The organism is Streptomyces sp. NPDC030893, assembly GCF_055571535.1.
In genome coordinates, this window is sequence record NZ_JBVIFC010000024.1 from 1 (window position 1) to 12,883 (window position 12,883).

A 12,883-nucleotide genomic window follows, 5' to 3' on the forward strand; every position below is an offset into this window, starting at 1 on the left:
GAGTTCTCAAGGAACGGACGCTTCCTTCGTACTCACCCTCTCGGGCTTTCCTCCGGGCGCTTCCCTTCGGTGTTTCCGACTCTATCAGATCTTTTTCTCGACCTGACCCCCAGTCAGCGGGGTTTGTCTTCCCGGCCGTTGGGCCGTTCCGACGTCTCAAACCTTAGCGGCTTCCTCCGTGTTTCCCAAATCGGGGGCGGGAATTCGAATTCGGGCATGCCGAAATCGTTCCCGCTGGGAGGTCGTGCTGGGGTTTTGAGTGCCGCAGTCGCGGCGGAAGGTGCTACCGAAGAACCGTTACGGCTCCGTGGCAACCCGAAGAACTTTACGGACCGACCGAGCGGCTGTCAACCGGCCCAGGTCAAGATCTTTCAGTCCAGGTCCGTGAGGCGTCCGCCGGCGTCCGGCTGGGCGTCCTCCACCCTGCGCAGCAGGCGGGTGAGGACCTCGCCGAGCGCTGCCCGCTCGTCCTGGTCGAGGTCCTGGAGGAGGTCGCTCTCGAAGACGGTGGCCATCCGCATGACCTCCTGCCACTTCTCACGACCGGCCGGGGTGAGCTCCACGATCACGCGGACCCGGTTGCTCTCGTCCCGCTCCCGGGTCACCAGGCCCTCGGCGACCATCCGGTCGATCCGGTGCGTCATGGCGGCCGGGGTCAGGCCGAGTCGCTTGGCGAGGTCACTGGGGCCCATGCGGTACGGGGCGCCGGAGAGGACGAGGGCCTTGAGGACCTCCCAGTCGGCGTTGGTGATGCCGAGCTCGGCGGTCTGCCGGCCGTAGGCGACGTTCATGCGCCGGTTCAGCCGGGACAGCGCGTTGACGATCTGCTCGACCTGGGGGTCGAGGTCCTGGAACTCACGCTGGTAGGCGGCGATCTGCTCTTCGAGTGTCGGCTCGCCGATGCCGGAGGTGTCGCCCATGCCCGCAGTATGGCACGTCTCTTCTTTGCCTTGAAGTCCTTCGCTGTGTACTCTTTAGCCTCGAACTTTAGCTTCTAAGTCTTCAGGTCTAACTAGTGAGTGAGGTGAACGTGACCAGGGCGATGGGCGCTGCGATGCGCCGGATCCATGTGGGCAACGCACTCAGCGCATTCGGGCTGGGCTTCACGGTCCCGTATCTGTACGTCTACGTGGCCGAGGTGCGGGGACTGGGGTCCATGACGGCGGGTCTGGTACTCGCCGCCTTCGCCGTGGCCGCGTTGATCGTGCTGCCGTTCGCCGGGCGGGCCATCGTCCGGCGGGGTCCGCTGCCGGTGCTGCTCGTCGCCCTGGTCACGGCCGCGGTCGGCGCGCTGAGCCTGGGGCTGTCGAGCGGTGCGGCGACCGTACTGCTGTCTGCTTCGGTGCTCGGTGCCGGGCAGGCGGTGATGCAGCCGGCGCTCGCCACGATGATCGTGGACTGCTCCACCACGGAGACCCGCTCGCGCGCGTTCGCCATGCAGTTCTTCCTGCAGAACCTCGGTCTCGGTGTCGGCGGCCTCATCGGCGGTCATCTCGTGGACACGACGAAGGTCGGCTCGTTCACTCTCCTCTTCTCGATCGAAGCGGCGATGTTCCTGCTGCTGGTCGGGGTGATGGCGACCGTGCGGATGCCGCGCGCACCGCGCATCGCGGACACGCCGCAGCAGTCGGCCGGGACGGGCTGGAAGCAGCTGCTGGGCAACCGGGCCATGGTGCAGCTCTGCGTCCTGGGCTTCGTGCTGTTCTTCGCCTGCTACGGCCAGTTCGAGTCGGGGCTGAGCGCTTACGGCGTCGAGGCGGCCGGGATCTCCACCTCCGCGCTGGGGACGGCGCTGGCGGCGAACACGCTGGCGATCGTGGTGGCGCAGTTCGCGGTGCTGCGGTTCGTGGAGCGGCGCAAGCGCTCGCGCGTGATCGCGTCCGTGGGACTGATCTGGGCCGTGGCGTGGGCCGTGGCCGGATACGCGGGACTGGGCAACGGGAGCCAGGCGATGGCGACCGCCGCGTTCATATCGACGTACGCGCTGTTCGGGCTCGGGGAGTCGCTGCTGTCGCCGACGCTCGCGCCGCTGGTCGCCGATCTCGCGCCGGCCGGGATGGCCGGTCAGTACAACTCGGCGTTCGCCCTGGTCAAGCAGCTCGCGCTGGCCGTGGGTCCGGCGGTGGGCGGACCGATGGGTGCCTCGCTGCACGCGCCGTACATCGTCGTCTTCCTGCTGTTCTCGCTCGGCATCACCGTTCTGGCGGTGCGGCTGGGGCGGCAGCTCACCGACGTGCAGAACCATCCCTCCGCCGCGCGGAGCCGGGTGGTGGCGCAGGGCGGCGGCGCGGCCGCGCCGGGACAGGCCCCGGCACACGCCTGAGCCGGCTTCCGCCCACCGGCCGTCCGCCAGGGCCTAGGAGTCGGCGGCCTTCGGCAGGAGGAACTCGCACCAGACCGCCTTGCCGCCGCCGGGGGTGCGCCGGCTGCCCCAGGTGGAGGCGATCGTCGCGACGATGGCGATGCCCCGGCCCGACTCGTCGCCGGGCTCCGCGCGGCGGCGCCGGGGCAGGTGGTCGTCGCCGTCGGTGACCTCGATGATCAGGCGGCGGTCGGTGCGGCGCAGGCGCAGCCGCATGGGCGGCGTGCCGTGCTGGAGGGAGTTGGCGACCAGTTCGCTGGTCGCCAGGACGCCCAGGTCGTGCAGCTCGGCGGGGAAGCGCCAGCTGGTCAGCACTCCCGACGCGAAGGCACGCGCGCGTGGTGCCGCTTCGACGCCGCCGATCAGCTCCAGCGCGGCGTTGCGGAAGAGTTCGCTCTCCGCTCCCTTGCGGGCGGGGTGCTGGAGGACCAGGACGGCGACGTCGTCGTCGTGGTCCGGGGTCACCCCGGCCGAGCGGACCAGGCGGTCGCAGACGACCTGGGGGGTGCCGGTGGCTCCGGCCAGGGCGCGCTCCAGGGCCGCGATGCCCTCGTCCAGGTCCTCGTTCCGCCGTTCGACCAGGCCGTCCGTGTAGAGGACGGCGGTGGAGCCGGGGGCGAGGGGGACGGATCCCGAGGAGTGCATCCAGCCGCCGGTGCCGAGCGGGGGGCCGGTCGGTTCGTCGGCGCGCCGGACGGTGCCGGTCTCGTCCCGGACGAGGATGGGCAGGTGGCCGGCCGAGGCGTACACCAGGCGGCCCTCGTTGGGGTCGTGGATGGCGTAGGTGCAGGTCGCGATCTGGTTGGCGTCGATCTCCATGGCGAGGCCGTCGAGCAGCTGGAGGACCTCGTGCGGCGGGAGGTCGAGCCGCGCGTAGGCCCGTACGGCCGTACGGAGCTGGCCCATGACGGCGGCGGCCCGGACCCCTCTGCCCATCACGTCACCGATGACCAGGGCGGTGCGTCCGCCGCCCAGGGTGATCACGTCGTACCAGTCGCCGCCGACGGCGGCCTCGGTGCCGCCGGGGTGGTAGGTGGCGGCGATGCGCAGGTCGTCGGGTTCCTCCAGCTCCTGCGGGAGGAGGGAGCGCTGGAGGGTGACGGCGGTCTGGCGCTGACGGCGTTCGCTGGCGCGCAGGCGTTCCGCGGCCTCGGCGTGGTCGGTGACGTCGGTGGCGAAGATCAGCACCCCTCGGCCCTCGCCCTCGCTGACGGGGGTGCAGGTGAAGGTGTAGGAGCGGCCGTCGGGTGCCTTGCGGGACTTCACCGTGCGGGGCTTGCCGCTGCGCAGGACCTGGTCGAGGAGGGGCAGCAGGCCGAGCTCGTCGAGTTCGGGGAGCGCGCCCCGCGCGGGGGCGCCCACCGGGCGGACGCCGAAGGCCGCCGTATAGGCGTCGTTGACGTAGGCGATGCGGTGGTCGGGGCCGTGGACCAGGGCGACGAGGGAGGGGACGCGGTCCAGGACCTCGCGCACCCCGAGCTCGTCGACGGCGGGCACGGGCCGGGCGTCGTCGGTGAGTTGTTCGGCGCGGGCCGCGGGCACGGAGCCCTCTCCCCGCCGGTCCGGGGAGACCGCCTGCTCGGTCCGCGCTGCGGCGCGGCGCTGCGTTCCGGGGAGCCGGGCGCTCCAGCGCGTGAAGTTCACGAATCCTTGCCTCGTGTAGTTGTCGGCGGCCGGAAACCGGGACCGGCCGGGGCCCCGGGGCCGCACCGGGGTGGGCGGGGACCCGCCCGCGGTGGTGGACCAGTCTGGCAGGGTGCCGACCGGGCCGACATCCGTCAGACGCCGCTCCGGCCGCAGGAGTTCCTGAGTCCGGTCAGGACGACCCCTTCGGGTTGTGCGGGGGGTCGTGAGAAGGCTTTCCACCGGCCGCCAGTTCGAACTCCGCCCGAGGGTGTTCGAGTGATCCGAGGGACACGATCTCCCGTTTGAAGAGGCCCGCGAGGGTCCACTCGGCGGCCACCCGCGCCTTCCGGTTGAAGGTCGGCACCCGGCTGAGGTGGTAGGTGCGGTGCATGAACCAGGCGGGGAAGCCCTTGAGCCGGCGCCCGTACACCTGCGCGACCCCTTTGTGCAGCCCCAGGGAGGCGACGGAACCGGCGTACTTGTGGGCGTACGTCTCCAGTGGTTCGCCCCGCAGGGAGTGGACGATGTTGTCCCCGAGGACCCGTGCCTGGCGCAGGGCGTGCTGTGCGTTGGGGGCGCACTCCCGGCCAGGCTCCCGCGCGGTGACGTCGGGAACGGCGGCGGCGTCTCCCGCGGCCCACGCGTGTGCGGCACCGTCGACGGCCAGTTCGGCGGTGCACTTCAGCCGGCCCCGCCCGTTCAGCGGCAGGTCGGTGGCGGCGAGCACGGGGTGCGGCTTGACCCCGGCGGTCCACACGACCGTCCGCGTGGGGAAGCGCGATCCGTCGCTCAGCACGGCGACACGGTCGGCGCAGGACTCGAGCCGCGTCTCGAGGCGTACGTCGATGTTGCGCCGGCGCAGTTCGGTGACCGTGTACCGCCCCATCTCCTCACCGACCTCGGGCAGGATCCGCCCGGACGCCTCGACGAGGACCCACTTCATGTCCTCGGGCCGGATGTTGTGGTAGTACCGCGCGGCGTAACGGGCCATGTCCTCCAGTTCGCCGAGCGCCTCGACGCCCGCGTAGCCGCCGCCGACGAAGACGAAGGTCAGGGCGGCGTCGCGAAGCGCGGGATCACGGGTCGAGGAGGCGATGTCCATCTGTTCGAGGACGTGATTGCGCAGGCCGATGGCCTCTTCGACGGTCTTGAAGCCGATGGCGTGGTCGGCGAGACCGGGGACGGGCAGCGTGCGCGACACGGAACCGGGCGCGAGCACCAGCTCGTCGTAGGCGATCCGCCGCCCTCCCGTGCCCTCCTCCTCGGTGGCGAGGGTGCTGACGGTGGCGGTGCGCTTCGCGTGGTCGATACCGGTGGCCTCGCCGATGATGATGTGGCACCGGTCGAGTACGCGACGCAGCGGTACGACGACATGACGAGGAGAAATGGCACCGGCGGCCGCTTCGGGCAGAAAGGGCTGGTACGTCATGTACGGGTCCGGGGTGACCACGGTGATCCCGGCCTCGCCCCGTCCGAGTTCCCGTTTCAGCTTCCGCTGGAGCCGCAGGGCCGTGTACATCCCGACGTAGCCGCCGCCGACAACGAGAATGCGCGCACGTTCCTTCACCATCCCATGACGCACCCGCCGCTTCCGTTTGTCCACAGCCTCGACGAATTGTGTGACCGGACGTTCTTGGCGCCCGGGGTTGGCCGATTCACCGCCCCTCCTGCCATATTCGCAGGTCATCAGCCCTCTACCGGCGACCTCCCCGGGGTACATTCAGGACGTAAACGACTCGTGGTCCGATCGAGGGGCGCTCCGTGCGGAACGTGCCCCTTCTGAATTGACCCCCGCTCAACTATGTTCGTGTGTCGACGGGGTGTGGGGGGCTGTGCTCATCGGGTCCGCGACGGGCGGAACCGGCAAGCCGGGCCTCTTCCGAGCGCCCCGGCCATCAATGGCGGGGAGAAGTCTCCGGGGGGAGACGTCATTACCGGGGGAATACATATGCATGTTCAGGACTCTCATTGGTCTTCCGCCGTCGCGACAGGCGCCGCGCTGAGCGCTCACGCGGGCGGCGCACGCGGGGACGGCGGGCGCACGGCGCCGCTGCGCGTGGACGCACAGCGCAATCTGGAGCACGTGCTGCGTGCGGCGCGTGAGGTCTTCGGCGAGCTGGGCTATGGCGCGCCGATGGAGGATGTGGCCCGCCGGGCGCGGGTCGGTGTGGGCACGGTGTACCGGCGTTTCCCGAGCAAGGACGTCCTGGTGCGGCGGATAGCCGAGGAGGAGACCTCCCGGCTGACCGAGCAGGCGCGTGCGGCGCTGGGTCAGGAGGACGAGCCGTGGTCGGCGCTGTCCCGCTTCCTGCGCACCTCGGTCGCCTCCGGCGCGGGCCGGCTGCTGCCTCCGCAGGTGCTGCGGGTGGGCGTGGCGGAGGAGCACGGCCCGGCGGACCACGCGCGGCTGCCGCAGCAGCGGACGCAGGCGGCGGGGGAGCTGCGGCTGGTGCCGGAGGCTCCGCCGGCGGGCGTGGCCGATGAGACGGGGGCCGCGCAGCTGCTCGATGTGGTGGGGCAGTTGGTGGAGCGGGCGCGGGCGGCGGGGGAGCTGCGGCCGGATGTGTCCGTGTCGGACGTGCTGCTGGTGATCGCCACGGCGGCGCCGTCCCTGCCGGATGCTGCGCAGCAGGCGGCGGCGTCGGCGCGGTTGCTGGACATTCTGCTGGAGGGGTTGCGGTCGCGACCGGCGTAGTCCGGGGGCGCGGCCCGGTGCATGGCCGGTTGCCCGGCGTGAGTGTGGGCCGGGGGCTGTTGCATCCCGATGCTTACAGCGTGCCGCGGCTACCGGTACCGGCCGGGTGAGCCGCGCTGCACCATTGCCCGGCGCGGGTGCTGGCCGGGGGTGTTCGCGCAGCCCGGCGCTGCACCGTTGCCCGGTGTTGGTGTGGGCCGGGGGTTGTTCGCGCAGCCCGGCGCTTACGGGGTGCCGTCGCGCCCACCCGTGCCGCCCCAGCGGCACGACTGCCCGCGGAGAGCGGGGAGCGGCACGACTGCCCGCGGATCGCGCGGAGGGCTGCCCGCGGGCGCGTACGGCGATCGGGGTGGACGGCGCAGTGGGCGGCAGTGGGCGCGCGCGGCGGGGAGGGGGCGGGGCGGGGGTGGTCGCCCGCAGCGACTGGCGCGTCCGCGCCCCGAACCCCTACCGGCCGGCCTATTCCGCGCCAGTCCGAGGACGGCCACCCCCGACCCGGCCCCGACCCACCCACCGCCCGTAGGCGCTACGCGCACCCCCACCACAGGGACAGTGGCGCCGCAGGCATACGACCACCGGCCGGCACACGCCTCAACGTGTACCGCTCGCGCTCGCGCCCAGTGCTCCGCGCTGCGGTGCGATACCGCCCGGGACCGCCCGCTGGCGGGCCGGCGTGCCGGTCCAGCAGGTGCCACGGCGAGCCAGCAGACGCCGCAGCCACACCTCCAGGGCGACCAGATCCGCCAGACCGTCCAGCGGCAGCGGCTCCCCCTCGGCCGCCCCCCGCAGCGCCTTGCGCACCACCCGCGCCTCGACCAGCCCCGCCTCCGCCAGCAACGGCGTGTCGAACAGCGCCATCAGCGTGCCCGAAGCCACCCGCAGCCCCGACCGCGCCGCGGCCACCGACGTGGCCGCGCCCGGCGCACCCCACCCCGCCGGCAGCTCCCGCACCCCCGCCCCCTCCAGCACCGACCGCAGGATGGACGCCCGCGCCCCCGGCTGCACCCGCAGCGCCTCCGGCAGCGCCCGGCAAGCACGCACCACCTGGTTGTCGAGGAACGGCGCGTGCAGCCGCTGCGAGCGGATCTCGGCCGCCTGCTCCAGCACCCGCAGATCCGCCGCGTGCCGCGCCAGCGCCGCCCGCGCCCTGAAGTCACCGGGCCGCTGCCCCGGCCCCACGTCCGACCGCCGCGTCGACGCCTGGAGGCGAACCGATACTTCAGCCAGCGCCTCCCCGGTCAGCCACCGCGCCGCCGGCCCGGGTCTCCCCCAGGTCAGCGCGGCCAGCGAGGCATCCGCCGCTCCCGGCCCGTCGTCGTCGAGCCGCCGGTGCAGCAACCGCTCGGCGAGGCTCTCCAGCCCCGCCCGGTACGGCGTGCGCGCCAGCCGCCGAGCCGCCGCGTACACCCGCGCCGGCACCATCACGGACCCGTCGGCCTTCGCCAGCGCGGCGACCGGCCGCACGAGGTGCCGCCGCTTGCGGTCCATCAGCAGATCCGCCAGCCGCGCCGGATGCGCGTCCAGCACCTGTTTCGCCCCGTACCCGGTGAAGTGGTCCGCGCTCCCCGCGGCCAGCCGTGCCCGGTGCCGGGCGGCGGACACCAGCGAGGGCCCGGGCTCGTCCGTCAGCGGCACGTCCAGTTCGACGTACGGGAGCGTCGACTCCCCACCGGCCACCACCACATGGTGCAGCCGCGGATTGGCCGCGAGCGCCCCCGCACGCTCCAGTTCGCCCTCGTCGCGCCCCCCGGCGGAACCACCGGCCAGGTCGTTGAAGGTGACGGCCAGCAGCCGCTCCCCCGCTCCCGTCCCGTGCCCGAGCACGGTCCCCGGCCTTCCCGGCAGCCCCGCCGCCAGCAGCGCCAGCGCCCCGGACGCCGGCCCGCCGGACAGGTCCGCCCCGATCCCCGGCACCGGCGTCCCCCGGGCGGCCCGCCGCTCGGCGGGCCCCATCCCCGGTACGGGCCCGGGGTCGATGTCGGCGCCCGGGACGTGCCGGGGGGCGGCGAGCCGGGTCCGTACGGCTTCCACCAGCGCGTCGCGCACGGCGTCCACCGCGTGGCCGGGGTCGGCGGGCGGTGCGGCGACGACGAGCGAGGCGGCGGGTTCGTACCCGGCGATCTCGCGCGCCCCCGCGCGGAGGATCAGCGCGTGCCCCGGCGGAATGCGTTTCACGCCGTCGTACGGCGTGGAGTCGTGCAGCGCGGCGGGCACGTCCGGTGCGGCGAGCAGCGCGGCGAGGTGGCCGAAGTCGAGGTTGGCCTCGACGAGGTCGGCGAGCGGCAACGCGGCGGTGGCGTACGCCGTTCCGCCCGCCCAGGGGGTGTGGAACACGGGCCGGGCGCCGGCGAGGTCGCCGCACACGGTGATCCGGCGCCCCACCTGCACGACCGCGGTGTAGCTCCCGGCCCAGGCGGTCAGGTGGCGCAGCGCACCGCCCCGGGCGGCGAACAGCGCGACGCGCAGCTGTTCGTCGGTGGCGCCGCAGGTGCCGAGGACGGCGATCCGGGTCTGTTCGTCGGCCGTGACCACGCGCACCTCGTCGGGGCGCCAGTCGCCGACCGCCCACAGCGGGTCGGGGTCGCCCCACAGCGGCTGGGAGCCCACGGGTTGCACGGTCTCGCCGTCGAACCCGGTGGCGCCGGCGGAGCCGGTGGGGCCGAACCCCATGGCTCCGGCGGCGGTGCTGCTCCATCCCACTAACCACCGCATCGCCGCCTCCACAGGCTGTGGACAACCAGTGCACCGTACGAACCGGTTCCCCATGCTGCCATGAAGGAGGCGCTCGGTAAGGGTGCCGGAGCCGTATGTGCTCCGCCGAATGCGCCCCGGCGGATACACCCGCCCTGAACGCACCCCGATCCGAACACCCGCCCGCACCCCACCCGCTGACGACCCGCCACCGCACCGGCGCCCCACCGCCCACCAGGCAGCTACGACGCGAATGCGCCCCCCGGGCGCGCCCCCGCAACCCCCAACGCGCCGTCAACTACCAGGGTAGAAGCGCTGATACACCCGAAGGAGCGGAGTCGATTTTCGGCCAAATCGGAGCGGTGAGAACCACCTCGAACACGCTCCGTACAGGCTTTGCGCACCGATGGACGGTCGCGCAGTCCGGGAGACGGGACACGCCTCCCGGACCGTTCCGCCGCCCGCGGGGATGTAGGCGGCGGTGTCCCCCAGCCCACTGGATCCAGTACAGCGGGCCGACCCACGCACCGACCATGGAACCGCTCCCCTGATGGCCGGAGAAGAGCGCACGGACGGGCGCACGGCCACACAACGGGAGCACGCGGCAACTGCGCGTATCGGACCCGTACTTCAGTACGGACCACAATCCCGCCATCCGGAAGAATGCCCCTTAACGCTTGGGATGCGGCGAACTACGCTGGGTTTACGAATGCCGCGTGGTTATGCCAGCGCGGCAGCCGTCTGTGTCGAGGGGTGGCGCATGTCCAGGGAGCAACGCGGGCCGAACGAAAAGCTCGGCGCCGTTCTCGCCCTCGCGGGAATCTCCAACGCAGGCCTCGCGCGGCGCGTCAACGACCTTGGCGCACAGCGAGGACTGACACTTCGCTACGACAAGACGTCGGTGGCGCGCTGGGTGTCGAAGGGAATGGTGCCGCAGGGTGCGGCGCCGCATCTCATCGCCGCCGCCATCGGCCAGAAGCTGGGCCGTCCCGTGCCGCTCCACGAGATCGGCCTGGCGGACGCGGATCCCGCACCCGAGGTGGGCCTCGCCTTCCCGCGCGACGTCGGACAGGCGGTGCGCACCGCCACGGAGCTGTACCGGCTGGACCTCGCCGGCCGCAGAGCCGGCTCCGGCGGCATCTGGCAGTCGCTCGCCGGGTCGTTCGCGGTGAGCGCGTACGCCACACCCGCCTCGCGATGGCTGATAACCCCGGCCGACAGCTCGGTCGCGCGGGAGGTGAACCCCGCCGACGGCTCCGGCGCACCGCTCAAAGTCGGCCACAGTGATGTGCAGAAACTGCGGGAGGCCGCCGAGGACGCCCGGCGCTGGGACTCCAAGTACGGCGGCGGGGACTGGCGTTCGTCGATGGTGCCGGAGTGCCTCCGGGTGGAGGCGGCCCCGCTGCTGCTCGGCTCCTACTCCGACGACGTGGGCCGCTCGCTCTTCGGCGCGGCGGCGGAACTGACCCGTCTGGCCGGCTGGATGGCCTTCGACACCGGCCAGCAGGAGGCCGCACAGCGGTACTACATCCAGGCGCTGCGCCTGGCGCGCGCGGCGGCCGACGTCCCCCTGGGCGGTTACGTACTCGCCTCGATGTCCCTCCAGGCGACCTACCGCGGCTTCGGGGACGAGGGCGTGGACCTGGCCCAGGCCGCGCTGGAGCGCAACCGGGGGCTGGCCACCGCCCGCACCCTGAGCTTCTTCCGCCTCGTCGAAGCCCGCGCGCACGCACGCGCGGGGGACGCGCAGGCCGCCGGTGCGGCCCTGAAGTCGGCGGAGAGCTGGCTGGAGCGCTCCCGCCCCGGCGACAGCGACCCCGTCTGGCTCGGCTTCTACTCCTACGACCGCTTCGCCGCCGACGCGGCGGAGTGCTACCGCGACCTGAAGGCACCCCGCCAGGTGCGCCGCTTCACCGAGCAGGCACTGTCGCGGCCGACGGAGGAGTTCGTCCGCTCGCACGGACTGCGCCTGGTCGTCTCGGCGGTCGCCGAACTGGAGTCGGGCAATCTGGACGCGGCCTGCGAGCAGGGCGTGCGCGCGGTGGAGGTCGCGGGCCGTATCTCGTCCGCCCGCACCACCGAGTACGTCAAGGACCTCCTGCACCGTCTGGAACCGTACGGCGACGAGCCGCGCGTGGTGGAGCTGCGCGAACGCGCCCGGCCGCTGCTGATGACCACGGCCTGATCCCGTACCGCCCTTTCGCGGAGTCGTTGTCAGTGGCACGGTGCACTATCGATGCGGGAGGTGGTGCGGGTGGTGAGGGCACGGTCGTACGACTGCGACGTGCTGGTGGTGGGCGGCGGGATCGTCGGCCTGTCGACGGCGTACGCGATCGGCCGCGCGGCTCCGGGGGCCCGGGTGACGGTGCTGGAGAAGGAGCCGGGCCCGGCCCGGCACCAGACGGGCCGCAACAGCGGGGTCATCCACAGCGGGGTCTACTACCGCCCCGGCTCGCTGAAGGCGCGGTACGCGGTGCGGGGCGCGGCGGAGATGGTCAAGTTCTGCGCGGAGTACGGCATCGCGCACGCGGTGACGGGCAAGCTGATCGTGGCCACGGCCCGCGAGGAGCTCCCGCGGCTGCACGCCCTGGTCCAGCGCGGCCGGGAGAACGGCATCGCGGTGCGCGAGCTGTGCGGCGGCCAGATCGCGGAGTACGAGCCGGAGGTGGAGGGCCTGGCGGCCATCCACGTCGGCACGACAGGCATCTGCGACTTCGGGGCGGTCGCCCGCAGACTCGCGGAGGCGTCCGGCGCGGAGATCCGCTACGGGACACGGGTGGTGCGCGTCGACCGCCGCCCCGGCAGGGGGGTCGCCGTCCTGACGGCCGGCGGGGACGTCGTGCGCGGCCGGGTCCTGGTGAACTGCGCGGGTCTGCACTGCGACGAGGTCGCGCGCCTCACCGGGGACGATCCGGGCGCCCGGATCGTGCCGTTCCGCGGTGAGTACTACGAGCTGGCCCGGCCGGAACTGGTGCGCGGCCTGGTGTACCCGGTGCCCGACCCGGCGTTCCCCTTCCTCGGCGTCCACCTCACGCGGGGCATCGACGGAGGCGTCCACGTCGGGCCGAACGCGGTGCCGGCCCTGGCCCGCGAGGGCTACGACTGGCGCACGGTGCGCCCGCGTGAGCTGGGCGCGACCCTGGCCTGGCCGGGCTCCTGGCAGCTGGCCCGCCGCCACTGGCGGTACGGCGCCGGAGAGCTGCACCGCTCCCTGTCCCGAGCGGCCTTCACCCGGGCGGTGCGCCGGCTGCTGCCGGCCGTGCGGGACGAGGACCTGGTGCCGGCGCCCGCCGGGGTGAGAGCGCAGGCGGTCCTGCGGGACGGCACACCGGCCGACGACTTCCTGATCCAGGAGACCCCCCGCGCGGTGCACGTGCTGAACGCGCCCTCGCCCGCGGCGACGGCGTCCCTGCCGATCGGCCGGGAGATCGCGGGGCGCGCGATGGCGCAGCTCACGGAGGAGGGAAGGTGAGGGCAGGCCGGACCGTGCCCGCGCCCCCGTAAAATCG

Annotated in this window: 8 protein-coding genes; 4 read left to right on the forward strand and 4 right to left on the reverse strand. The window is 73.1% G+C overall.

Features of this window, described 5'->3' with window-relative positions; genetic code table 11:
• Positions 1-371: 371 nt before the first annotated feature.
• On the reverse strand, positions 372-920 hold the full coding sequence (locus ACZ434_RS30440; RefSeq protein ID WP_468461533.1) for a MarR family winged helix-turn-helix transcriptional regulator: 549 nt from the start codon (positions 918-920) through the stop codon (positions 372-374).
• A gap of 122 nt (positions 921-1,042) precedes the next feature.
• On the opposite strand from ACZ434_RS30440, the gene ACZ434_RS30445 reads away from it, so the two are divergent.
• Entirely contained in the window at positions 1,043-2,323 is a 1,281-nt protein-coding gene (locus tag ACZ434_RS30445) for an MFS transporter (protein WP_468461626.1), read from the forward strand.
• 33 nt (positions 2,324-2,356) lie between these two features.
• Here the strand turns inward: ACZ434_RS30445 and ACZ434_RS30450 are convergent, their stop codons facing one another.
• Both ACZ434_RS30450 and ACZ434_RS30455 read right to left on the reverse strand, forming a co-directional pair.
• A complete protein-coding gene (locus ACZ434_RS30450) occupies positions 2,357-4,006 on the reverse strand; it encodes an ATP-binding SpoIIE family protein phosphatase (protein WP_468461535.1) in 1,650 nt (549 codons plus the stop codon).
• 172 nt (positions 4,007-4,178) lie between these two features.
• Complete coding sequence (locus ACZ434_RS30455; protein ID WP_468461537.1) at positions 4,179-5,558, reverse strand: NAD(P)/FAD-dependent oxidoreductase; 1,380 nt, start codon at positions 5,556-5,558, stop codon at positions 4,179-4,181.
• Between the two features lie 378 nt (positions 5,559-5,936).
• On the opposite strand from ACZ434_RS30455, the gene ACZ434_RS30460 reads away from it, so the two are divergent.
• Entirely contained in the window at positions 5,937-6,683 is a 747-nt protein-coding gene (locus ACZ434_RS30460) for a TetR/AcrR family transcriptional regulator (protein ID WP_468461539.1), read from the forward strand.
• A gap of 591 nt (positions 6,684-7,274) precedes the next feature.
• Here ACZ434_RS30460 and ACZ434_RS30465 read toward each other — a convergent pair.
• The gene (locus ACZ434_RS30465; protein WP_468461541.1) at positions 7,275-9,395 is read right to left on the reverse strand and encodes an asparagine synthase-related protein; all 2,121 of its coding nucleotides are present in this window, start codon (positions 9,393-9,395) and stop codon (positions 7,275-7,277) included.
• Between the two features lie 739 nt (positions 9,396-10,134).
• Here ACZ434_RS30465 and ACZ434_RS30470 point away from each other — a divergent pair.
• Together ACZ434_RS30470 and lhgO are read left to right on the forward strand one after the other, a co-directional pair.
• Positions 10,135-11,559, forward strand: a complete 1,425-nt coding sequence (locus ACZ434_RS30470; protein WP_468461542.1) for an MFS transporter — start codon at positions 10,135-10,137, stop codon at positions 11,557-11,559.
• 51 nt (positions 11,560-11,610) lie between these two features.
• Positions 11,611-12,846 (forward strand): L-2-hydroxyglutarate oxidase, encoded by a 1,236-nt coding sequence (gene lhgO / locus ACZ434_RS30475; protein WP_468461544.1) that lies wholly within the window; start codon positions 11,611-11,613, stop codon positions 12,844-12,846.
• The last annotated feature ends 37 nt before the right edge of the window (positions 12,847-12,883 follow it).